This window comes from Flexivirga meconopsidis (assembly GCF_026162425.1).
Classification (GTDB): domain Bacteria; phylum Actinomycetota; class Actinomycetes; order Actinomycetales; family Dermatophilaceae; genus Flexivirga; species Flexivirga meconopsidis.
On record NZ_JAOBQJ010000001.1, the window covers coordinates 373,110 to 395,156 of the forward strand.

The 22,047-nt window shown below is 70.8% G+C and carries 20 protein-coding genes; 12 read left to right on the forward strand and 8 right to left on the reverse strand.

Annotated elements, in window-relative coordinates; genetic code table 11:
• Positions 1-6: 6 nt before the first annotated feature.
• The 3 genes from cydB to N2M23_RS01830 are packed head-to-tail and all read left to right on the forward strand — an operon-like array spanning position 7 to position 4,744.
• On the forward strand, positions 7-1,062 hold the full coding sequence (gene cydB, locus N2M23_RS01820; RefSeq protein WP_265442851.1) for a cytochrome d ubiquinol oxidase subunit II: 1,056 nt from the start codon (positions 7-9) through the stop codon (positions 1,060-1,062).
• Positions 1,059-4,355, forward strand: a complete 3,297-nt coding sequence (gene cydC, locus N2M23_RS01825; RefSeq protein WP_265442853.1) for a thiol reductant ABC exporter subunit CydC — start codon at positions 1,059-1,061, stop codon at positions 4,353-4,355. Before cydB ends, cydC begins: the two co-directional genes overlap by 4 nt.
• Positions 4,352-4,744 (forward strand): BlaI/MecI/CopY family transcriptional regulator, encoded by a 393-nt coding sequence (locus N2M23_RS01830; protein ID WP_265442855.1) that lies wholly within the window; start codon positions 4,352-4,354, stop codon positions 4,742-4,744. The genes cydC and N2M23_RS01830 overlap by 4 nt, the downstream gene beginning before the upstream one ends.
• A gap of 16 nt (positions 4,745-4,760) precedes the next feature.
• On the opposite strand, the gene N2M23_RS01835 is transcribed toward N2M23_RS01830, so the two are convergent.
• Both N2M23_RS01835 and N2M23_RS01840 read right to left on the reverse strand, forming a co-directional pair.
• On the reverse strand, positions 4,761-5,651 hold the full coding sequence (locus tag N2M23_RS01835) for a M56 family metallopeptidase (protein ID WP_265442857.1): 891 nt from the start codon (positions 5,649-5,651) through the stop codon (positions 4,761-4,763).
• Between the two features lie 129 nt (positions 5,652-5,780).
• On the reverse strand, positions 5,781-7,976 hold the full coding sequence (locus N2M23_RS01840) for a hypothetical protein (protein ID WP_265442858.1): 2,196 nt from the start codon (positions 7,974-7,976) through the stop codon (positions 5,781-5,783).
• 190 nt (positions 7,977-8,166) lie between these two features.
• On the opposite strand from N2M23_RS01840, the gene N2M23_RS01845 reads away from it, so the two are divergent.
• Complete coding sequence (locus N2M23_RS01845; RefSeq protein WP_265442859.1) at positions 8,167-8,865, forward strand: TetR/AcrR family transcriptional regulator; 699 nt, start codon at positions 8,167-8,169, stop codon at positions 8,863-8,865.
• 2 nt (positions 8,866-8,867) lie between these two features.
• Here the strand turns inward: N2M23_RS01845 and N2M23_RS01850 are convergent, their stop codons facing one another.
• A complete protein-coding gene (locus tag N2M23_RS01850) occupies positions 8,868-10,235 on the reverse strand; it encodes a cryptochrome/photolyase family protein (protein ID WP_265442860.1) in 1,368 nt (455 codons plus the stop codon).
• A gap of 135 nt (positions 10,236-10,370) precedes the next feature.
• Between N2M23_RS01850 and N2M23_RS01855 the strand changes: the two genes are divergently transcribed.
• Positions 10,371-11,816, forward strand: coding sequence for a UDP-N-acetylmuramoyl-L-alanyl-D-glutamate--2,6-diaminopimelate ligase (locus N2M23_RS01855; RefSeq protein ID WP_265442861.1), 1,446 nt, complete (start codon positions 10,371-10,373; stop codon positions 11,814-11,816).
• Positions 11,817-12,094: 278 nt separating this feature from the next.
• A complete protein-coding gene (locus N2M23_RS01860) occupies positions 12,095-12,628 on the forward strand; it encodes a hypothetical protein (protein WP_265442862.1) in 534 nt (177 codons plus the stop codon).
• A 40-nt stretch (positions 12,629-12,668) separates the two neighbouring features.
• Here the strand turns inward: N2M23_RS01860 and N2M23_RS01865 are convergent, their stop codons facing one another.
• The 4 genes from N2M23_RS01865 to N2M23_RS01880 form a co-directional block, all read right to left on the reverse strand.
• The gene (locus N2M23_RS01865; RefSeq protein ID WP_265442864.1) at positions 12,669-12,977 is read right to left on the reverse strand and encodes a transcriptional regulator; all 309 of its coding nucleotides are present in this window, start codon (positions 12,975-12,977) and stop codon (positions 12,669-12,671) included.
• A 24-nt stretch (positions 12,978-13,001) separates the two neighbouring features.
• On the reverse strand, positions 13,002-13,409 hold the full coding sequence (locus tag N2M23_RS01870) for a hypothetical protein (RefSeq protein ID WP_265442866.1): 408 nt from the start codon (positions 13,407-13,409) through the stop codon (positions 13,002-13,004).
• Between the two features lie 204 nt (positions 13,410-13,613).
• On the reverse strand, positions 13,614-14,627 hold the full coding sequence (locus N2M23_RS01875; RefSeq protein WP_265442868.1) for an aldo/keto reductase: 1,014 nt from the start codon (positions 14,625-14,627) through the stop codon (positions 13,614-13,616).
• Positions 14,624-15,091: a MerR family transcriptional regulator gene (locus N2M23_RS01880; protein WP_265442869.1), complete on the reverse strand. Its 468-nt coding sequence runs from the start codon at positions 15,089-15,091 to the stop codon at positions 14,624-14,626. The genes N2M23_RS01875 and N2M23_RS01880 overlap by 4 nt, the downstream gene beginning before the upstream one ends.
• A gap of 109 nt (positions 15,092-15,200) precedes the next feature.
• On the opposite strand from N2M23_RS01880, the gene N2M23_RS01885 reads away from it, so the two are divergent.
• From N2M23_RS01885 to N2M23_RS01910, 6 genes are all read left to right on the forward strand, one after another.
• The gene (locus N2M23_RS01885; protein WP_265442871.1) at positions 15,201-16,022 is read left to right on the forward strand and encodes a glycerophosphodiester phosphodiesterase; all 822 of its coding nucleotides are present in this window, start codon (positions 15,201-15,203) and stop codon (positions 16,020-16,022) included.
• 47 nt (positions 16,023-16,069) lie between these two features.
• Complete coding sequence (locus N2M23_RS01890) at positions 16,070-16,498, forward strand: ATP-binding protein (RefSeq protein WP_265442873.1); 429 nt, start codon at positions 16,070-16,072, stop codon at positions 16,496-16,498.
• A gap of 1 nt (position 16,499) precedes the next feature.
• A complete protein-coding gene (locus N2M23_RS01895) occupies positions 16,500-17,369 on the forward strand; it encodes a P1 family peptidase (RefSeq protein WP_265442874.1) in 870 nt (289 codons plus the stop codon).
• Positions 17,370-17,380: 11 nt separating this feature from the next.
• A complete protein-coding gene (locus N2M23_RS01900) occupies positions 17,381-18,250 on the forward strand; it encodes a DUF5926 family protein (protein ID WP_265442875.1) in 870 nt (289 codons plus the stop codon).
• Between the two features lie 71 nt (positions 18,251-18,321).
• Positions 18,322-19,065: a GntR family transcriptional regulator gene (locus N2M23_RS20870; RefSeq protein WP_265442877.1), complete on the forward strand. Its 744-nt coding sequence runs from the start codon at positions 18,322-18,324 to the stop codon at positions 19,063-19,065.
• A complete protein-coding gene (locus N2M23_RS01910; protein ID WP_265442879.1) occupies positions 19,065-19,823 on the forward strand; it encodes a sulfite exporter TauE/SafE family protein in 759 nt (252 codons plus the stop codon). The genes N2M23_RS20870 and N2M23_RS01910 overlap by 1 nt, the downstream gene beginning before the upstream one ends.
• A 3-nt stretch (positions 19,824-19,826) precedes the next feature.
• Here N2M23_RS01910 and N2M23_RS01915 read toward each other — a convergent pair whose 3' ends face one another.
• Positions 19,827-22,013 (reverse strand): hypothetical protein, encoded by a 2,187-nt coding sequence (locus tag N2M23_RS01915; RefSeq protein WP_265442880.1) that lies wholly within the window; start codon positions 22,011-22,013, stop codon positions 19,827-19,829.
• Between the last annotated feature and the right edge of the window lie 34 nt (positions 22,014-22,047).

Below are 22,047 nucleotides of genomic sequence, written 5' to 3' on the forward strand. Positions count from 1 at the left end.
TTCGCAATGTCACTCGAAACGCTCTGGTTCATCGCGATCGCCATCCTCTGGGCCGGTTACCTGGTCCTGGAAGGCTTCGACTTCGGTGTCGGCATGCTGCTGGCGATCATCGGCCGCGGCGAGACCGAGGCCGAGACCAACGACAAACGGCGCCTGATGCTGACCACGATCGGTCCGTTCTGGGACGGCAACGAGGTCTGGCTGATCACCGCGGCGGGCGCGATGTTCGCGGCCTTCCCTGCCTGGTACGCAACGATGTTCAGCGGCTTCTACCTGGCGATGCTGGTCCTGCTCGTGGTGCTGATCCTGCGCAACATGGGCCTCGAATACCGCTACAAGCGGGACAGTGCCCAGTGGCGGGCCCGCTGGGACGCCGCGATCATCGGCGGTTCACTGCTCGCGCCGCTGCTGGTGGGCATCGCGCTGACCAATCTCGTGCACGGCGTCCCGATCAACGCGCAGGGCGACTTCACCGGCAACTTCTTCAGCCTGCTCGGCCCGATGAGCATTCTGGGTGGCATCACCTTCGTGGCCCTGTCGCTGACTCATGGTGCATTCTTCCTGGCACTCAAGACGACCGGTGAGATCCGTGAGGCAGCAAGGAAGTTCGCCGGTCGCTTCGGTCCGGTCGCCTGGGTCTTGCTGGCGGCGCTGCTGATCTGGGCGAACGTGCACACCGGGACGGTCTGGTCCTGGGCGGCCTCCGTGGTCGCGCTCCTCGCGCTCGGTTCGTCGGCCCTCGCCGACCGCGCCGGACGGGACGGCTGGGCCTTCCTGGGCACGTTCTTCGCGATCGGGCTGACCGCTGCGACCTACTTCCTGGCCGTCTATCCCGATGTCATGCCGAGCACCACCAACTCGGCCTACAGCCTCTCGGTGCACGAGGCGGCCAGCACGCACCTGACGCTGCAGATCATGACCGGTGCCGCGGTGGTCTTCCTGCCGATCGCGATCCTCTACAGCGCCTGGAACTACTGGGTCTTCCGGAAGCGGTTGTCACCGGCCAACATTGAGCCGCAAGGCGACCCGCTGGCGCCGGTCGAGGCACAGCCGCACGCATGAGGCCGTTCGATTCGCGGGTGTTGCGCGCCGAGCCGGGCACGCGACGGCCCCTGGCTGCCCTCGCAGCGCTCGGCGTGGTCCAGGGCGCACTGGCCGTCGCCCAGGCGTTCGCGGTCGCGGCCCTCGTCGTCGCCGTCGTGCGCCGCGACTCGCCCGTTGCACCCGCAGCGGCGGTGTTGCTGCTCTTCGGAGCACGCGGCCTCGCGGGCGGTATGGCGGAACGCGTTGCGGCCTGGGCGGCTTCGCGAGTAGCAGCACTGCTGCGCCGGCGGGCAGTCGCCGCCTGGTTGCGTGCGCCGGCGGACGATCGTCCGAGCGAGCAGCAGATGCTCACCCGGGCGACCGGTGGCGCGGCCGCCGTCGAGCCCTACGTGGCCCGGTATCTACCGACGCTGGTGGCGGCGACCGTCGTGCCGGTCCTCGCCTTGATCGCACTGGCGGTGACCGACTGGATCAGCGCACTGATCGTGCTGCTCACCCTTCCGCTGCTGCCACTCTTCGCGGCGCTCATCGGACAGCACACGCGGGAGCAGACGGCCGACAAGCAGCGCGAATCCGACCGATTGACAGGTCATTTCCTCGATGTGATGCGCGGCCTGCCTACCCTGGTCGGCTATCAGCGCGCCGAACACCAGGTCGGTGTGGTGCGCGCGGTCGGGGAGCGGCACCGGCGTGCGACGGTGCGGACGCTGCGCACGGCCTTCCTCAGCACGGCGGCCCTCGAGCTGCTCGCCACCATCTCGGTGGCGATCGTCGCCGTCGCCGTCGGGCTGCGGTTGGTGCACGGCGGCATGGACCTGCAGGTAGGTCTGGTCGCGATTTTGCTTGCGCCGGAGGCGTATTGGCCGATCCGCCGGGTCGGGCAGGAGTTTCACTCGGCAGCCGACGGCGTGCAGGCGCTGGACGACCTGCTCGTCGACGGCAGCCAGCAGTCACCTGCCGCGATCGGCGACCTGGCGCTCCGGGTCGACGGACTCGGCTATCGCTATCCGGGTGCTACGGCGCCGGTCATCGAGGGGCTGAGCCGGAGGTTCGGGACCGGGCTCACGGTGCTCCGCGGCCCGTCCGGCGCGGGCAAGACGACGCTGCTGGAGCTGCTCGCCGGCACTCGCCGTCCGACCAACGGCAGTGTCTCCCGCTCCGCGCGAGTCCACTACGTCACCCAGCGCCCCTTCGTCGCGCCCGGCACGCTGCGCGACAACCTGACCGCTGCCGACGGCGTGCACGACCTCCCGGCCGGCACCGGTTGGCTGCCGGAGCCATTGCGGGAGCTTCCGCTCGGGCTCGAAACTCCGCTCGGTGACGACGGATTCGGCCTGTCGGCCGGTCAGCGCGCGCTGCTCGCACTGGTGCGGGCCGACCTGTCCGGGGCTCCCGTCATACTCCTGGACGAGCCGACTGCCCACCTCGATGACACGTCGGCGCTCACGGTCCACGAGCTCATCACCCGCCTTGCCGCGGACCGGATCGTCGTCGTCGCGACGCACAGCGAGCGACTGCAGGAGCTCGCTGACGAGGTGGTCGAGTTGGCACCACACGAGGCCGACGAGTCTGCCGCTCGCACTGCCGAACGCGCGCCGGCCGGCACACCGTCGGCGGCCGTGACCGCCGAGCCGACCGGGCAACGGCCGGAGACGCCGACCGGCTCGCTCTGGCGTCCGGCGCCGGGCGTGCTCCGTGCCGCACTGGTCGGCGCGCTCGCCTCGACCTGTGGCGTCGCGCTCACGGCGACGTCCGGCTGGCTCATCGTCCAGGCGAGCACCCAGCCGCCCGTGCTCAGTCTGCTGGTCGCGATCGTCTGCGTGCGCGCCTTCGGCATCGGCCGACCGGTGCTGCGTTACTACGAACGCGTCCGGTCGCACGACGCCGCACTCGGCGACCTCACCAGGCGTCGCGCGGTGCTCTTCGCTTCGCTGATCCCGCTGACCCCAGCGCGATTGGGCCGCCGCCGGCGCGCCGATGTGCTCACCGGCGCGGTCAGCGACCTGGACGACGAGGTCGACGTGCAGGTGCGGGCGCTGGTGCCGCTGCTCGGTGCCGCGCTGACATCGCTGCTCGCGATCGGCATCGCCACCGCACTGCTGCCGCTCGGCGGACTGGTCCTCGCCGGAGTGGTGGCGGTCGCCGGCGCGATCGCCTGGCTCGACCACCGACTGGAGTATGACGGGCAGGGTCACGCCCTCCGCACCCGCGGCGAGGTGCACCGGGCAACGCAACTGATCGTGTCCAATCTGGCCGCCGTACAAGCGATTTCGGCCGGTAAGAGCTACCTGCGACAACTCGCCGCCGCCGATGCGGGTGCGGCGCGCGCTACCGGACGACAGGCTCGCGGACGAGCCATTGGGATCGGTCTGAGCACGCTGCTGACCGGGGCTGCTGCGGTCGTGATGGCGGTCGTTGCCGGGCAGGCCTACGACGCCGGGCGCATCGAAGCACCCATCGCGGCCCTGCTGGTGCTCGGCCCGCTCGCGTTGGCCGATCTGCTCGCCACGCTGCCGGACGCGGTCGGCGCCGCGGCCCGTGGCCGGCACGCTCGCGTCAGACTGAAGAGCCTCACCAGCCAGGAGCCGGCGGTGCACGAGTTGCCGTCGATTGCGGACGCCGGCGACATACCGACACGACCGGCATTGGCATTGAAGGACATTCGAGCCACCTGGGTCGGTGACACCGAGGATCTGCGACTCGACCGGCTGCATGTCGATCCTGGCGAACGCCTTGCGATCACCGGACCCAACGGCGCCGGCAAGTCGACCCTGCTCGCGGTGCTCGCCCGCCACCTCGACCCGGCGCGCGGCAGCTACCGGTTCGGCAGAGGGGACGTGCGGTTGCTCGGCCTGGACCCGGTGCGGTCGTCCATTGCACTGGTCGACGACGAGCCACACGTCTTCACCGGCACCGTGCGAGCCAACCTGTTGCTGGCGCGGCCCGACGCGACCGACGGGCAGCTCGGTGCCGCGCTGGTCGACGCCGGGCTCGGGCGGTGGCTCGCGGCACTGCCGGCCGGTCTCGACACCGAGCTGGGACCGGAGCGCGGCGTGAGTGGCGGGGAACGGGCCCGGCTCGCGATCGGCCGGGCAATCCTCTCTGGGCGGCCTGTGCTGCTTCTCGATGAGCCCGTAGCGCACCTTGACTCACCGACCGCCCGGGCGGTCATGCGTGACCTGCACGCCGCCACCGCGGGCGCGACTGTGATCGCTGTAACACACCAGGCGACAGGCGAATTCGGCGCGGACCGGGTCGTCGTCATACAGGCTGAGGACTCCGCCGCCCGACCGGTTACGGTGACGTCGTGAAGCGGCGACCGGTGCCCTCGTTGGGCGAGTTGGAGAGCGCTGTCATGGATCAGCTGTGGCAGCTGCCGGACGACGGCTCGCTGTCGGTGCGCGAGGTGCAGGAGCGCCTCGCCGGCCGCGACCTGGCCTACACGACGGTGATGACCGTGCTCGACCGGCTCGCCAAGAAGCAACTGGTCGATCGGGAGCGGGTGGGCCGTGCCTGGCACTACCGGCCGGTCGCCTCCCGCGAGCAGCTGACGGCGGACACGTTGCACGCCGGGCTCGAGTCGCTCACCCCGGACGACCGCCGCGCGGTGTTGCTGCACTTCCTGGAAGACGCGTCGGCCGAGGATCGGGACGCCCTGCGTGCCGGTTTGGAGGAGGTCGAGCGGCGCAACCGGACCTGACATCCGGACGCGCGGGTCAGCCGACTCCGAGCAGCGCGCCCCATGCCAGCACCCCGGGTATGACGATGACGAGCGCCGCGGCCGCGAGTGTCCCGGCGGCCAGCATCCGGTGTGGCTTCGGGTCGGCGAGCAGTTCCAGCCGTCGCCCGGCTGCGCCGCCACCGGCGCCGAGTGTCGCATCCGGATGAGCGCCACCGGCAAGTTCGACCAGCGCTCGGGCGACCGGCACCGGCCCGACCGCGCGCGCCGCCATACGGTCGGCCAGCAACTCGATCAGTAGCTTCACCTCGCCGATCCCGCGGTCGCTACGGACCGCCCGTGGCACCGCCGTGTGCAGCACGGTGAAGAACTCCAGCACGAGGTCGTGGCGGTGGCGCAGATGTGCGCGTTCGTGGGCGAGCACGGCCGCGAGCTCTTCGTCCGGGAGTGCCCGGATCGTGCCATCGGTCAGCACCACCCGAGTCCGTCGCCCGGGGATGCAGTAGGCGGTCGGTGTCGGGTGGGCCAGCACGGTCAGCGGCCCGTGGGAGCCCGCGGCGACCGGCTGCGCCGGCTCGCCGAGCAGGTCGACCAGCTCGGCATGCTCGCGACGTGCGGCGCGCAGGTTGCGGCCGATGCGGTGGCCCTGCACAAGCAGCCGGCCGAGCACCAGTCCGGAGATCGCCAGGCCGAGCACGAGCATCGGCAGGTTTGCGGCCGGGTGCGGGATCGAGCTGCCGTCTCGCACGAACTGCAGCACCGCGAGCGGGGCGAGACAGATCGCGGCGAACACCGCTGAGAGTGAAACCGCCTGCCACAACAGCAAAGCCGGGCCCGGCACCCGCTCCAGCGCGGGCACCCGGGGGAGCAACCGCGGCACCGGCCAGGTGAGCAGCACCGCGACCGCAAGGAGCAGGACGGTCAGCACCCGGCCATTGTCCAGGGCAGCGATCGGTGAGCGAGGACTCCCTTGCCGACCGACGGTCCGATCGTGCCGTCGATCGGTGCGGAAACCGTCACTGGCGGGCCGGTGGGGGCGGGCTGCGCTCGGCGCCGGTCAGCCGGCGAACGGCACGGCATACAGCGTGGTGTCGCTGCCGACCGACGCCACGCAGTAGGCGACCTTCCGGGTGCCGCCGTGCGGGGTGGCGACCTGGCCGCCCCGGTCGACCGCCGCACCGAGCGACTTGCCCTTGCCGTCGGCGGTGAGCACGTTGTCGCCGGACTTGCTCCAGGAGTTGTACTGCGACACCGCGATCGGCGACCACTGCGCGGCGATGACGTGCGACTGACCGTTGCTCATGTCCACCCACGCGTTGCCGGCGACCGCCCAGCTCTGGTCCGGCGCGAGCATGAAGTTGGTCGGGAAGATTGCCGGTCGGAAGGCCTCGGTGGTGATCCGCGGCTGCAGCGTCGGCAGCGTGAACGAGCGCAGCATCGACGCCTGCGGGTTGTCCTTGGGCACGAATGCGTTGATCAACTGACCCGCGGTCGCCGCGACGAACGTGCCGGGACTGGTGCCCTCCGGCGCCGCCAGCTTCTGTGGTTTCGGCGCCGTCTTGTCGTCCTTGACCTGCCAGACCTGGCCCCGGGAGTCGGTCGCGACCATGGTGCCGTCGGTCAGCAGCGCCACCGGGTTGGCGTTGTCGGGCAGCGTGCGCTTGCTCAACTGGCCGCGGTGCAGCACATAGGCACTGCCCTTGTCGCTCGGCTTGGTGGTGACCACGCCGCTGGACAGGATTGCGGTGTTCCAGTTTTGCTCGACCGGCCACGTCTTGGGGTTGCCGCCGGTCATCGGCCAGGCGAGGATCTGCGACTGGGTCACCACGACGACCGACTGCACCCCGTCGATCGGTGCTCGGGCCGGCCCGGCGGTCATCACGGCGTCCACCGGCAGGTCCGACTTCCATTGCTGCTTTCCGGTGCCGGCTTCGATCGACACCAGTTGTGTGCCGCCGGTCGCGTCGTTGTCGATGGTGCAGATCAGTTGGTCGTCGGTCACCACGATCTCCGGTGCGACGTCCGAGACCCCCGCGACCGACCAGAGATAACTGTTGGGCAGGCCGGCGGGTGCGTTGACCCCGGCCGGCATCGCGGTGCCGGTGGGGGCCGGGGTGGGCGTTGGCTTGCTGCCGCCGCGGGTGGCGAAGAAGGCGGCAGCCCCGCCGGCGACGAGCACCGCAGCGCCCGCCCCGCCGACGAGCAGCCCGCGACGAGACATCCGTGACTCGTCCTGATCCGCCGGGGCCTCGCTCACGGAGCGGCCCTCCGGCTCCCGCGGGATCGGCTCGGTCGCCTCCGGGCGGTAGTCCCGCGGCGCCGGTGAATGCGTCGTCGTGGTCGGTATGACGCGGCCGGCCTCGTCGGTGAGCGGTTCCTCGCTGCTCGACGGCAAGGACGCGGGAATTGGTGCCGGTGTCGTGCCGGCCGCGGTCGTGCCGGATGCCGTCGTGCCGGCTGCCGTCGCGTCGGCGGGCGGGCGCGGGTCCGGCTTCGGCTCCGGCGTCGCGCCGGTCTGCCCGCCGATCGGCGGGACGATGCGCGGCGTGCCGTCCGGTGCGAGGGCGATGTGCCAGACGCGGCCGTCCGGGGTGCGGCCGACCACCCGAACGGTCGCACCGGGGGAATGGGTGTCGGCCTTGCGACGGGCCGCCCGCAGCAGCTGTTCGTAGGGGTCGTCATCGGGCAACAGGCTGAGCTGTTCGTCGTCGACGAAGCCGGTGAGCCGGCCGTCCTTTTCGCGCAGCTCGGCGACATGCGCCACGTCGTCGGGGACCGGTTGCTCGGCCTCGGCCGTCGCCGGCGCCCGGTCGTCGGCGGGCGCGGCCGGCTTGGGTGACCCGGCCGGCTCACGCGACCCCGCCGGCTCGGGTGACCCCGCTGGCTCGGGTGACCCGGCCATGGGAGTGAAGGCCGACACGGCTCCCGGCCTGGTCGCCGCGGGGGCCGGCGCGTCATACGTCTGCTCCGGCTCCGGCACCTCCCACGCGCGCCCGTCGGGCCCGATCGCCATGTGAAAGGCACGGGAGTCCGGCGTCGTGCCGACGACCCGGACCGTCTCACCAGGGAAGTCGACGTCCGCGCGCTGACGCGCCGCCTGGATGAGCGCCCGGTGCACGCCGACGCCGGGTGGCACCATCACGCGCTGGTCGTCCAGCCACGCCGACTCGGTGCCATCGGCCTCGGCACGGACGCTCAGCAGGTATGCCGGGTGCTCCGGCACGCCGCGGGCGGCCATCTCATCGTTCGTCATCGTGCTTCCGTTTTCGCAAAATTCTCTGGGGTCTTGGGCTCGAGGATCGGACGGCACTGTCCGATGCCGGTGAGCTGCCGCCCGCCAGAGTACGGCGCGTTTCGTCGGATGTTCGACTTCGCTACCGAGTTGAGACAATCAGCTGTCCGGCGCCGGCGTGCCCACCGCGCCGTGTGGCACGGTGTCGCTTATGACGAACGTGCGAGGCACCGGGATCCGTGCCCGGGCGCGGGTCGAGACGACCGCTCGCATCAAACAGGTCGCCCGGGCGCATCTCGCCGAACACGGCGCGGATCTGTCGCTGCGGGCCGTCGCGCGCGATGTCGGCATGGTGTCGTCGGCGGTCTACCGCTACTTCGACAGCCGGGACGCCCTGCTCACCGCGCTGATCGTCGACGCTTACGAGGCGTTGGCGCAGGCGGCGGAGGCAGCGGAGGCGGCCGCACCCCGGGACGACTTCGCCGGGCGGTGGATTGCGCTCGCCGACGGCATCCGCGGCTGGGCAATGGAGCACCCACACGAGTACGCACTGCTCTACGGCAGTCCCGTCCCGGGGTATGCCGCACCGCCCGCGACCATCGAGCCGGCGAGCCGGCCGGTGGTCACCATGGTGACGATCCTGCGCGACGCGGCGGCCGCCGGGCGGTCGGTGCCCGACGCCGAGATCGGCGAGCCGGTGGCCGGCGAGCTGCGGGGCGTGCTTGCGCAGCTCGGCACCAGCGAGGTGCCGGAGGCGATGCTGCTGCGTGGCCTGATCGCCTGGGAGCAGCTCTTCGGGGCGCTGAGCTTCGACCTGTTCGGGCGGTTCCAGGGCGCCATCGAGCACAAGGACGAGCTGTGGCGCGAGCAACTGGCGGCGATGACGGACTATCTGGGTTTGCGCGGCTGAGCTCAGCGGCGCGCTGCGTCATACCGGGCGAGGGCGTCGCGGCGTTCGGCGGCGTGGTCCACGATCGGCTCCGGATAGCCGTGGTCGTAGCCGTCGTCGTGCTTCCACGGCTCATGGGCGGCCCGGCCCGGCAGGTGCGCGAGCTCGGGCACCCAGCGGCGCACGTAGGCGCCGTCCGGGTCGAAGCGGATGCCCTGGGTGACCGGGTTGAAGATCCGGAAGTATGGCGCGGCGTCCGTCCCGGTGCCGGCGACCCACTGCCAGCCGTGGTTGTTGGAGGCCAGGTCGCCGTCGATCAGGTGGTCCAGGAAGTGCCGTGCGCCGACCGGCCACCAGATGTGCAGGTCCTTGGTCAGGAAGCTCGCGGTGATCATCCGCGCGCGGTTCGCCATCCAGCCGGTGCGGGCCAGCTGCCGCATGCCCGCGTCGACGATCGGGAAGCCGGTCCGGCCCTCTCGCCACGCATCGACCTCCTCCCCGGGATCGTCATAGGCCATCCCTTGCAATCCGTCGCGCAGGTCGTGCCAGGCCGATCGCGGGTGGTGGTGCAGCACGTCGGCGTAGAACTCGCGCCAGGCGAGTTCGGTGACGAACCGGTCGACGCCCGGTCCGTGCTGCTCGGCGAGATCGGCCAGCAGCGTGCGCGGGTGGATCGCCCCCAGTTTGAGGTATGGCGAGAGCCGCGACGTGCCGTCCAGATCCGGCCGGTCGCGGTCGGTGTCGTAGTCGTCGATCCGGTCGAGGAAGTGCGCCCAGCGGGCCAGAGCGCCCGGCTCCCCGGCGTCGGGCAGTGGCTCGGCGAGCTCGAAATCCGTTGCCGCGGTGAGGAGTTCGTCGGCGGCAAGGTCGGTGCCGGCATCGTGCAGAGTGGGTTTCGGGTCTGGCGCGGGCGCCGGCCGGCCGTGGTCGCGCCACGCGCGGCTGAAGGGGGTGAACACCTGGAACGGCGTGCCACCCTGGGTGCGGACGATGCCCGGACCGATCGCGTAGGGCGTGCCGGTCGGGGTGAAATCGACATCTGCGGCGCGCAGGCGCTCGGCCACCTGCGCGTCTCGGCGCGCGCCGTAGGGAGTGGTCTCGCGGGTGACGTGCACGCTGCCCGCGGCGGTCTCCGCGGCGAGCGCGGGCAGCACGTCCCGGGGGTCACCGACCCGGATCGCGAGCTTGTCGTCATACAGGGCGGAGGTGGTGCGGAGGGTGTCGGCGAGCCAGCGGCGGCGCACCGGGCCGGCGCCCTCCCAGAGCACGGGGTCGATCACGAAGACCGGCAGGACGCCGGCGCGGCCGGCCGCGGCGGTCGCCGCGCCGAGGGCGGGATGGTCGTGGCGACGCAGGTCGCGGCGCAGCCAGAGGATCGCGGGAGTGGGCACGTCCGACAGTCTGGTCGCTGATCCTCGATCGGTGCTTCTACCGATGTATATAGATAATAATAGATACGAATAGAAGGTGCGATCGAGCGCGTGCCCCGGCGCGTGGATCGCGTCGCGCGCGGGTACGCTCCTGCGGTGCCTTTGGACCAGCAAGCCGTCGCCCGGGTGCTCGGCGTCGATGTCCCGCCGCTGCCCTGCCCGATCGTCGCGGTCACCCACGACTCGCGCGCGGTGGTGCCCGGCGGCGCGTTCGTGGCGATCAACGGCTTCACCTCCCGCGGCGCCGACTTCGTGCCGCAGGCGCTGGAGAAGGGAGCAGCGCTGATCGTCGCCGAGGAGCCGGTCGACGGCGCGCCGACCGCGGTCGTGCCGAGCGACCGGGTGGCGCTCGCGGCGCTCGCGACCGAGCTCGCCGGCCATCCGTCGCGCGAGCTGACCGTCTACGGCATCACCGGCACGAACGGCAAGACGACGAGTTCCTATGTGCTGCACGCGATTCTGACTGCGGCGTATGGCGAGCGGGCGACCGGCCTGATGACGACCGCCGAGATCATCGTCGGCGCCGAGCACGAAGCGGCAATCCGCACCACGGGCGAGGCGACCCAGGTGCAGGCCAACCTCGCCCGGATGCGGGACGCGGGTGTGCAGCACGTGGTCCTCGAGACCAGCTCCCACGGCATACACCTGCATCGCGTGGACGGAACCCGTTATGCCGCAGCGCTTTTCACCAACCTCACCCGCGACCACCTCGATCTGCACGGCACGATGGAGGATTACTACCTCACCAAGCGCAGGCTCTTCGAATGGACCGCCGGGCCCAAGCTCGCCAACGTCGACGACGAGTGGGGCCGCCGGCTGGTGGGGGAGATCGACGGCACCCTCGGCTTCGGGACTGCGGCCGACGCGGCATACCGGATCAGCGGCGAGCGCACCGAGGGGACGAGCACGGTCTTCGAGCTCGACACCCCCGCGCACGGTCGGCTCACGCTGAGCATCCCGCTGCTCGGTGACTACAACGTGCACAACGTCGCGGGAGCGGCCGGGATCGCTCTCGAGATGGGCATGCCTCCCGAGACTCTCGTGAGTGCGGTGCGTGAAATGGCCCAGGTGCCAGGGCGATTCGAGCGTGTTCCCGCGGCCGTCGACCGCGGTTTCGAGGTGGTCGTCGACTATGCGCACACCGACGTCGGACTGCGACTCGTGCTCGAGGTGGCTCGCGAGGTCGCCGGCGACGGCCGCCTCATCTGCGTGTATGGCGCAGCCGGCGCCCGCGACCCCGACAAGCGACCCAAGATGGGCGCGGTCGCCTCGGAGCTCGCCGACGAGTGCGTGGTCACCACCGACGACGCCTACCACGAGGATCCGCAGCAGATCGCCGATGAGGTCTTCGCCGGCGCCGACGCTGCGAACACCCGGATCGTGCTCGACCGCCGCGCCGCCATCGCCGCCGCGCTGGCCGAGGCGCGCCCGGGCGACGTCGTCGTGGTGGCCGGCAAGGGGCACGAGCGGGTGCAGCACCTGCCGACCGGTGACGTGCCGTTCCACGACGTCACCGTGGTCACCGAGTTGCTGCAGGCCTGAGCGCCGGCCCGGCGGTCCGCTGGTCGCGCAGGACCTACGAACGGCCCCTATCAGGTCGGCTGTCGGGCGACGGCATGCCCCCGGGTTGGTTGAAAACCATTCGCCCTGTTAGCTTCTCGTCCGCAGCCAGGTGCCCAAGCGGTGCCGTTGCGCAGGTGGAAGCCCCCGCTCGTCAACGGGGCGTTTGGGGGAACTACGAATTGTTTGGGGGAAGATCAATCGTGTCGATGTCAGCCAGGAAACGTCTCCTTACGGTCGGAACGTCGGCTGTTCTCGCGGTGGGCGTCGGAAGCGCCGCCTCAGGGTCGGCGGTCGCAGCACCCACGCCCCATACGCCGGCCGCACAGCTGCAGCAACGGACGGTCGATGACCTCGCCCGTTATCTGCGCGGTGTCGGAGCCGCTGGGTTGCTTGGTCCGGACGGCCGGTTCGACGCCGCTGCAGCCACTCGCGCTTTCGGTGCTCAGTACGCGGCGAACTTTGGGGCCCAATGGGATTCGCACGTCGTCGGTGGCACGGTGCAGCTCGGCGCACAGGCGGGCAGTGGGGTTCTGGTGACGGCCGGCCTGTTTGGCAAGAGCGCCGGACAGTACGCGGCGTGCCTCCTGAAGGCCGTGGGTCTTGGTGGTCTGGTCGGCGCGTCGACGGCGATCGTCAACGCCATCAAGGAGAAGGCATGGCAGAAGGCGGCCGGCCTGATCCTCAAGGAGGCTGCCAAGCGCGGGCTCAAGGTTGTCGTCAAGGGTGGTGTCGTCGGTATGGCGGCCGCTCTCGGCGCATACGCGGTGTGGTGCGCGACGCCCTGGTCGTGAGCTGAGGGTGTGGCGCCCGCGGGTTGCGGGCGCCACACCCCTACGTCTGACCGGGCTCGTGTGCGAAGGCGATGCGGTGCAGTGCGTCGAGGTAGTCCTCGAACCGCTGCCGGCCCGAGTCGGAAATACGCACGAGCGTCACGCTGCGTCTTCCCTTGCGGACCTTCGCAAGCTCGATGAGTCCCTCGCGCTCCAGGATCGCCAGTTGGCGGGACAGCTCGGAAGCCGGAATCTCGAACGTCGTTTGCAGCGCTGCAAATTCGGTCTGTTGCACGGTGCGCAGCGATCCCAGGATCGCTAATCGGACGGGCGAGTGGAGGGTGCTCGGCAGCGCTGCTCGTGGATCCATGTGTGTCGGGCCGTCGGTGCGGGCTCAGCCCCGCCAGCGGTCGATGAAGAAGGCGAGCAGGCCGAGCCCCGCCAGCGCCGACGAGACCCATGCGTAGGTCGTGGTGTCGCTCGCTGCGGGCCAGATGAGCTGGCTCATCGGGAAGGTCACGGCGATGATCGAGACCCAACTGAGGATCGTCGACGAACGCGTCCAGGGCCGGCGACCCGCTGCTCGGCCCTCGGCCCACTGCCAGCACAGGACGAACCCGAGCAGCAGCACGGCGACGGCGATGCCGATCGGCCGGCCGACCTCGCGCGTGATCGCGACGACTCCGACCGCCGCCAGGACGACACAGCTGGCCACCGCGGCCGCTTGATAGCCGACCGACGGCGGCATACGAAGGCTCGGCACCGAGCCGATCAGTGAGTCGTGGGTCTGTTGGTGCGGCATCGGAAAAGTGCTCCCCCGGGTGGTGCGTGATTGCTGTTGTTTGGAGGATACGCACCTACTTTGAAAAACCGCAACCTGCTCGCCGACAGGCCCACAAGCGCATCGAGAGGCACAGACCCTGGGCCGAAATGTGTTTGCCCCTCGATGCGGGAATGTGCCTCTCGGTGGGAGGTGCGGCAGTGCAGCGCTCAGGCGCGCGGAATCTCAGGCGCGCGCGGAGTCGCCGGCGACCCAGGACATGTCGGGGTAGCGGTCGCCGGTTGCCTGCATCGCCGACAACTCGGCGATCACGTCGGCCGGCAGGGCGAGCGTGGTCGCGGCGGCGTTCTCGCGGAGGTAGCTTCGGCGCTTGGTGCCTGGGATCGGCACCACGTCGTCGCCCTGGGCCAGCAACCAGGCCAGCGCAACCTGGCCCGGTGTCGCATCGAGTTCGCCCGCAATCTGCCGAATGCGTTCCACCAGAGTGAGATTCGCGGTCAGGTTGTCGCCCTGCCAGCGGGGGAGAGTGCTGCGGAAGTCGTCACCACCCGGCGTCGCCGCGGCAGCTGAACCGGTCAGCATCCCGCGACCCAGCGGGCTGTAGGGCACGACCGCGATCCCCAGCTCGCGCGCGGCGGGCACGTCCTCGGCCTCGATGTCGCGGCTGAAGATCGACCACTCCGACTGCAGCGCCGCGATCGGGTGCACCGCAGTTGCCCGGTGCAGCGAGTCCGCGGACGCCTCGGACAGCCCCAGCTGACGCACCTTCCCGGCGGCCACGAGCTCCGCCATCGCACCGACCGTCTCCTCGATCGGCACCTGCGGGTCGACCCGGTGCAGGTAGTAGAGGTCGATCGTGTCGACGCCGAGCCGCCGCAGCGAGCCGTCCACACTCTCCTTCACGTATGACGCAGAACCGTTCGTGCCGTTGGCCATTCCGTCCGGCCCGATGGTGATCCCGAACTTGGTCGCCAGCACCACCTCGTCCCGCCGGTCGGCCAGCACCTTTGCGAGCAGTTGCTCGTTGGCGCCTGCGGCATACATGTCGGCGGTGTCGAGAAAGTTCACGCCGAGGTCGATGGCGTCGTTGAGCGTGGCGATCGCCTCGGTCTCGTCCGCGGCGGTCGCTCCGTAGGCGAAGTTCATCCCCATGCAGCCGAGTCCGACGGCGGACACGTCGAGGTCGGCGATGCGGCGGCGGGGGATCGAGGTCAGGTCAGCGTGCGATGAGGTGCTCATGGTGCGGTTTCGCCTCCATAGGTAGCGATCTTGTATTCGGTGGCGGCCAGCGACAGGGTCAGCTGACGGATCTGCCGGCGGATGGTGTCGCGGTGTTCGAGCAGCATCTCCAGCCGTTCGGGCACGGTGCCCTCTCCCTGGTCGACCAGTGACACGTAGTGCTGCAGGTCGCGAATCGGCATACCGGACAACCGCATTCGGGTGAGGAAGACGAGTCGTCGTACGGCGTCGGTGTCGTAGGTGCGGTAGCCGGACGCGTCCCGATCGACCTCGATCAGCCCGATCCGCTCGTAGTAGCGCAGCGTGTGCGGTGAGGCGTCGAGCAGGTCGGCGACCTCCTGCACGCTCATCGGACGGTCGGGCAGGTCGGTGGTGACCAGGCGGTCGAAGACCTCCTTGATCAGCGGACTGTCGGGTTCGCCGATCGCGTCGAGGGCCTTCTGCAGCAGCTCTTCGGTGGCCATGTCGAAGACGCTAGAGCTTTGAGCGCGCTCCAAGGCAAGCGTCGTCGTGCCGGCACCCTCGCCCGCGGGCCGCCGACGAAAGCGCGGCGAGCTTTGCGACGATGGGGCCGTGCGCAACGTCGGCTCACCGCTCGGGGGCGGCCCACCGAAGGTCATCGCCCACCGCGGCTCCAGCTTCTCCGAACCCGAGCACACCCTCGGTGCCTACCTGCGGGCGATCGGCGAGGGTGCCGACGGCGTCGAATGCGACGTGCGGCTCACCGCCGACCGGCACCTGGTGCTGGTGCACGACCGGCGGGTCAACCGCACCTCGGACGGCAAGGGCGCGGTGTCGGCGCTGGAACTCGCCCAGCTCGAGGGCCTGGACTGGGGCAGCTGGAAGAAGGCGCACGGCGACGAGGACGAGGTCCCGGACCGGCACCACGCGCAGATCCTCACCTTGCGCAACCTGATCCGCACCGTGCTGGCCAGCGACCGTCGCCCTGACCTGGTCATCGAGACCAAGCACCCCACTCGCTATGCCGGGGAGGTCGAGCGCCGGCTGACCGCGGTGCTCGCGGAGTTCGACCTGCTGCGACCTGCGCCGGACAAGCCGACCGTGCGGATGATGTCCTTCTCCTCCAAGGCAATTCAGCGTATGGCGAAGCTCGCGCCGCACGTGCAGCGCGTCCAACTGATCGAGGTCGGCACCTCGCCGTTCTTCCGCGACGGGTTGCCCGCCAACGTGGCGATCGCCGGCCCGCGCATGGGCATCGTCCGGCGAAACCCGGAATTCGTTGCGCGCCAACATCATTACGGCCATCAAGTGCACGTCTGGACCGTCGATGCGGAAGCCGACATCGAGCTGTGCCTGCGGCTGGGCGTCGACGCGATCATCAGCAACAAGCCGGGTCTGGTGCGCGAGATGGTCGATGCGGCATACGCGCTCTAGATGCATAGGGTGGGACGCTGGCGTCATACGACAAGGAAGGCCGACACGTGACTGACAAGCACGGCACCGAACCCTGGGTGCGCACGGTTCGGCTGCCCTGGACCACCGAGTCGGTGCCGCAGGTGCGGGCCGACATCACCCGTGACCTGACGGCCGGCGGGATGCCGGAGCAGGTCACCGAGGAAGCTGAGACCGTGGTCGCCGAGCTCGTCGCCAATGCGATCCTGCACGGCCGGCCGATGCCCGACGGCAACGTGCGGGTGCGCTGGCGTGCGCGCCCTCCGCGGGTCGAGATCGAGGTGACCGACGGCGGGTCCGGAAAGCGCCCGCATCCCAAACCGCAGGCCGACTGGGCGCCGAGCGGCCGCGGGCTGCGCATCGTGCGATCGCTCGCCTACGAGTGGGGCGTCAGCGACGACGACGGTCACACCATGGTGTGGGCCGCGCTCGGTGGCGCGTCGCGGCGACGGGTCTGACATGGCGATCCCGATAGACGGGGTGCGCGTCGGTCACTGGACCGACACGGACGCCTGCACCGGCTGCACGGTGGTGGAATTCCCCGAGGGCACCGTCGCGTCCTACGAATGCCGCGGCGGCGCACCCGCCGCACGCGAGCTCACGCTCCTCGAGACCGACAAGTCGGTCACCAGCATCGACGCACTGCTGCTGACCGGCGGCTCGGCCTTCGGGCTGGCCGCCGCCGACGGCGTGATGCGCCGCATGGAGGAAGTCGGTCGCGGTGTGCTGACGCCTGCGGGCGCCGTGCCGATCGTGCCGGCGCTCGGTCTCTTCGACCTGGCCGTCGGCGAGAGCGGCGTGCGGCCCGGTCCCGAGCAGGGGTATGCCGCCGCCGCGTCCGTCTCGCCGGACGCCTCGCTGACCGGGCAGGTCGGCGCCGGGACCGGTGCCTACACCAGCCACTGGCGTGGACCGGAGGGCGCACGACCGGGTGGTTTGCGCGCCGCCGAGCGACGCATGGGTGAGGTGGTCGTCTGGGCGTTGGTCGCGGTCAATGCGTATGGCGACATCGACCTCGGCGACGCACCGGTCTCGACCGACGCGGTGGCGCGGCTGCAGGAGCCGTTCGAGTTCGGTGCGACCAGCGACCGCACGCACACCACGATCGGGGTGGTCGTCACCAACGCGCGGCTGGACAAGGTCGGTTGCCGCATCGTGGCGCAGGGTGCGCACGACGGCCTGGCTCGGTCGCTGACGCCGCCGCACACCCGTTTCGACGGGGACGCGTTCGTCGCCGCCGCGACTGGCGTCATACCTGCTCATGTGGACGTGGTGCGCCTGCTTGCGCTGGCGGCGGTCACCGACGCGATCCGTGCGGCCGCCGATTAGGGTGATGCCTCATGGGTAAGGCATCGCGTCGCAAGGGCGCAGACAAGAAGGCCGCACGGGCAGCGCGAGTCCCGTTTGTTGCCAGGCCTTTTGCGGATCTGACCGGTGAGACCGAGTTGGTCGCGATGCGGGAGATCCTGCCCGCGGCGACGGTCCCGGTGCGCTTCCGGGGTCCGGACGGCGAACAGTCCGCGACGATCGCGACCGTCCTGCCGATGGCGTGGGCGGCTCTGCACCGCGATGACGGCGCGCTCTTCGTGGCCACCCAGGTCGGCGGCGGGTCGGGAGACCTCAGCCGTGACCTCGCCGCCGCGCTGCTGGCCGCAGCGGCCGCCGAGCCCGGCGACTCGATCGCGAACACCCCGCCGGTGACCGCCGACACGCCGCGGCTGCAGGACATCCTGGTCGACGGCCCGTTCGAGCCTGAGCTGCATGACGGCTTCGACTTCTGGATCGCCGCGGACGAGATGGACGAGGCGACCTCGGCGGCGCTCCAGCAGGCCAACGAGGCCGTCGCGCCGACGGTCGCGCTGCCGTCCGCCGACACCGCCTACTGGTGCCGCATCGGCGAACGCACCTATGTCCGTTGGGTTCTGCCGCACGACGAGGACGCCGCCACGTCGGCGCTCGCCCGGCTGCACGCCGCCGGTGACAGCGCGCTCGGCGACGGCCGGCTGCTCGGAGCATTCCGCACCAGCGGCCTCCTCGTGCCGGTCTGGGAGGTCGACGCGACCGCCGAACCACTCTCGTATGACGCCCCGCTCGCCGAGCTGCGCACCCGGTTCGAGGCCGCGCTCGCCTCGGTCGCCGACCGGCCGCTCGACGATGCCGAACGCCGCGCCCGGGCCGGTTTGGTCTCCCGCCAGATCACCATCCGGTAGGCAAGCCGCGTGCCTGGCGGAACCCCGGCGTAACAGTGGCGGAGGTATGGCGGATCATCTAGACTGGTGCGGTGACCGCCGCTCGCTGGACCTCCGCCGACCCGCGCCGCGACCGCGCGCGAGCGATCGCCGACCTGCTTCGGGAGCGGATCAGTAGCGGCGAACTGCCCGCCGACGCGCGGCTGGACGAGGATGAGCTGGGCACGGCATACAACGCCTCCCGCAACAGCGTTCGCGAGGCGCTCGACCTGCTGGTCGCCGACGGGCTGGTGAGCCGCAGGCGCGGGGTCGGCACGCGGGTGAGCGCGCCGAAGCTGGGGCACGGACTCGACCGTCTGGCCGGCCTGGCCGAGACGCTGACCGGTCAGGGCGAGGTCCGCAACGAGGTGCTCGAGGCGCGCCGGCTGCGCCGGCTGCCGAAGGAGGCCGCCGCCCGGCTCGACCAGAAAGCCACTGCCGGCGGAGTGCGGATCCGACGGCTGCGCCTGCTCGACGGCGAGCCGCTGTCGCTGGACATCAGCTATTTCCCCACCGACGTCGGTGCACCGTTGCTGGGCGCCGACCTGTCCGGCACCGACGTCTTCCAGCTGCTCGAGGAGTCCCTCGGCACCCGGCTCGGCAGCGCGCAGCTCGTCGTGCACGCCGATGTCGCGGACGCCGACCTCGCGGCGCTGCTGCAGGTCGCTACGGGCGACCCGGTCTTCCGCATCGATCGGCTCACCAGGCTGCCCGACGGCCGACCGGTCGACGCCGAGCAACTGCACGTGCGCGCGGACCGCATCGCCCTGGAGGCGACGATCGAGCGGGACCGCTGATGTCCGCGCTCACCCTCGTGGCGCTCGGGGTGTTCGGCCTGCTCGGCGGCGTCGGCATCAGCGCCATCGGTCCCGGCGGAGTGTTGCCGACGATCGGCCTGGCGATGCTCACCACGCTGTCGCCCGCGCAGATCGCCGGCACCGCGCTGGTGACGCACGTCGCGACCGGCGGCGCCGGCAGCGCCGCCTACCTGCGCTCCGGTGAGCTGCGTCGTCCGCAGGTGCGTCGCACTGCCCAATTACTGTGTGCCACAGCTGTTTTCGGCACACCCATCGGCATACTGGTCAACTCCTGGTTGTCACCGCGCGCGTTCAGCGTCGCGCTCGCGGTGCTGATGGCCGGGGTGGCCGCGCTGGTGCTGCTGCGCGAGCGGGGTAGGACCAACCGCGCCACCGGTCACCACCCGCCGCAGGCGGTCGTCGCCGGCATCGGCGGGGCGGTCGCCGTGGTCGCGGGCGTCGTGGGCATCGGTGGCCCGATGCTCACCGTGCCATTGCTCGTGGTCGCCGGCGTGGACATGCTCGAGGCGCTGGCCGCCGCACAGGCCCAGTCGGTGATCATCGCGGGCGTCGGCAGCATCGGCTACGCGATGCAGGGTTCGGTCGACTGGAAGGTGGCCGCGCTCGTCGGGATCCCCGAGCTCATCGGCGTGTTCGTCGGCTGGCGGATCGCTCGCGCACTACCGGTGCGGATGCTGCGTTTCGGGCTCGTCGCGGCGATGCTGGCGGTTGCGCCATACCTCGCGCTGCACGGCTGAGCATCAGGTCGCCGATGCCTCGGCGTTGTCCGGCGACGGATGGCGATGGGCGAGCGTGCCGGTGAGACGGCGGCGGGCGTGCGTCTCCGAACTCATCCGGGCCGCGAGCAGGATCAGCAGCGGAGCGAGCAGCAGCATCCCGGTCGGCGGGATCGACACCCCGGAGTCGTTCGCCGCGAAGCCGAGCAACCAGCAGACGGTGATCGCCGCCAGGCCCTGGCCGAGCATCGGCACCCGGTCGACCACTCCGGCGACCACGCTGCCGGGTCGACGCGACGGCGCGAGCAGCACGACGACCGCAAGCACCAGGATGAGCGGCACCAGCGCCGTGTACCAAGTGCTCGACAGCATCGTCCAGTTGGCCTTGATGATGCGTTCGATGCCGGTGAACTCGCCGTGATTGCGGACCTGCGAGACGAAATCGCCCAGGTGCGTGCGGTATTGCGGCGGTCGCAGATAGTCCAGCACCGCGATCACGCCGACGATCAGGACCGCTGTGCCGACAATCAGCGAGGCGCGCCGCCAGGTGAGCGCGATGCCGGCGGCGTTGAGCGTGAGGTAGGCGAACGCCGGGAACATCGCGAGCGGACCAGCGCCGTCGGCACCCCACATCGGGGTGCCGTCGATCACCAGCGTCGTCAGCCCGATGAGTATGACGGTGGCCGCGGCGAGCCGGTTGTGTCCGCGGGACTGCAACTGGCCGGCCAGGCAGGCCGCGATGAGCAGCGTGCTGGTCGTGAGCAGGGCGCCCCCGACGTTGCCCATGCCGTAGAAGCGCCCGCCATACACCGGTTGCAGGCCCATGATCGAGGTGAACTGCAGGGGACTGCCGTGGATCGCGTCGAGCAACAGCACCGACGCGGTCACCGTCGCCAGGAAGATCGGCGGCCCGAGCGGATGCCTGCGCCAGGGCCCGACAAGTGCCAGGACGGCGAGCAGCAGGGCGATCCCGGCGATGCTCCAGCCGAGGGTGGTGCGCGGCTCCGACCCTTCCCACCAGGGCACCAGGCCGACCAGCCAGGTGGAGATCGGCATCGCCGCGGTCCACGCGGCGACCCCGGCGAACCAGCCGCGCAGCAAACGGCTCCGCCCGAGGGTGACGCCCGCTCTCCGGGCGCGGTGTCTGCGGATCACCCACCATGCGCAACCAACCGCCAGCAGCGCCACCATCGCCGCCACGAACCGGACCAGGAAGTCACCGGTCAGCCCGTGCTCGATGCGCAGCTGCAGCGCGATCGTGCGGGCATCGACGATCGCGCTGTCGCCTGCGTCGCGCGGCTGCACCACCGGCACCCGCCCCTCGCGCAGATTCGGGGCGGCGGCGCCGAGCCGGGAGAAGACCAGCGCCGACAGGTCCGTGGTCTGGATGACGCCGGGTTGCTGCGTGGAGTCGGCAGTCAGCAACCCGTGCGGGACGCCGGGTCCGGCGACGACGACGGTGTGCAGGAGTTCGGGTCCGGAGTCGTCGGCGAATCCGGCGACCACGAAGGTGGTGTTCGGCGGTGCCCGTTCGACGATCGTGCGCAGCGCCGTGTCGTTGCGGGTCGGCAGGTCGACCAGCGTCACCGGGCATTTCGTCAGATCGACCTGCGACACGTCGATGGTGTAGTTGGCTATCTGGCCGTTGGCGTTGGCGGCGGCGAAGCCGGCATACCGGCCGGCGGCGGTGATGCACTGCCCGCCCTTCGCCAGGCGGGTCCCCATCGAGGCGATATTGGCCGGGACGCTGCGCGACAGGTTGAGCTTGCGCCACGAGTTCCACATGGCGAACGGGTAGTAGGCAGGCGCCGCGGCGCCGGTCGGCGTGCCGCCACCGGGTCGCTGCGGCGCCGGCAGGACGGTGCACGGCTTCGGCTTCTCACCGGGCGGGGTCATCGGCACGGACGCGCCGAGCGTCGTACGAGACCCCGCCGAGAAGGTCAGCCACGACTGGCTGGAGCAGCTGTGCGGCGACAGGTTGCGGGTCGCCATCGACCCGGCGGCGCCCTCGGTGGCCAGCTTCCACAACGTCGGGGTGCGGGTCGGGCCGACCTGATCCCAGGACAACGCCGGCTGACTGATGACGACGATCGGCCCGGGCTGGCTGATCGGCTTGGCACTTGGCCAGGCGACGATCCAGGAGACCAGATAGGACACCCCGACCCCGACGACGGCGACCGCGAGCAACCAGGCCAGCCACCGTTTGAACATGATCGACCATTCTGCGGCATGGGCGCCCCAACCG

Excerpts from the sequence above, each read along its gene's own strand:
- N2M23_RS01875 (WP_265442868.1), bottom strand. The coding sequence starts at position 14,627 with ATGAGCACCTCATCGCACGCTGACCTGACCTCGATCCCCCGCCGCCGC.
- N2M23_RS01845 (WP_265442859.1), top strand. The coding sequence starts at position 8,167 with ATGACGAACGTGCGAGGCACCGGGATCCGTGCCCGGGCGCGGGTCGAG.
- N2M23_RS01900 (WP_265442875.1), top strand. The coding sequence starts at position 17,381 with ATGGGTAAGGCATCGCGTCGCAAGGGCGCAGACAAGAAGGCCGCACGG.
- N2M23_RS01915 (WP_265442880.1), bottom strand. The coding sequence starts at position 22,013 with ATGTTCAAACGGTGGCTGGCCTGGTTGCTCGCGGTCGCCGTCGTCGGG.
- N2M23_RS01910 (WP_265442879.1), top strand. The coding sequence starts at position 19,065 with ATGTCCGCGCTCACCCTCGTGGCGCTCGGGGTGTTCGGCCTGCTCGGC.
- N2M23_RS01895 (WP_265442874.1), top strand. The coding sequence starts at position 16,500 with ATGGCGATCCCGATAGACGGGGTGCGCGTCGGTCACTGGACCGACACG.
- N2M23_RS01870 (WP_265442866.1), bottom strand. The coding sequence starts at position 13,409 with ATGCCGCACCAACAGACCCACGACTCACTGATCGGCTCGGTGCCGAGC.
- cydC (WP_265442853.1), top strand. The coding sequence starts at position 1,059 with ATGAGGCCGTTCGATTCGCGGGTGTTGCGCGCCGAGCCGGGCACGCGA.
- cydB (WP_265442851.1), top strand. The coding sequence starts at position 7 with ATGTCACTCGAAACGCTCTGGTTCATCGCGATCGCCATCCTCTGGGCC.
- N2M23_RS01865 (WP_265442864.1), bottom strand. The coding sequence starts at position 12,977 with ATGGATCCACGAGCAGCGCTGCCGAGCACCCTCCACTCGCCCGTCCGA.
- N2M23_RS01880 (WP_265442869.1), bottom strand. The coding sequence starts at position 15,091 with ATGGCCACCGAAGAGCTGCTGCAGAAGGCCCTCGACGCGATCGGCGAA.
- N2M23_RS01840 (WP_265442858.1), bottom strand. The coding sequence starts at position 7,976 with ATGACGAACGATGAGATGGCCGCCCGCGGCGTGCCGGAGCACCCGGCA.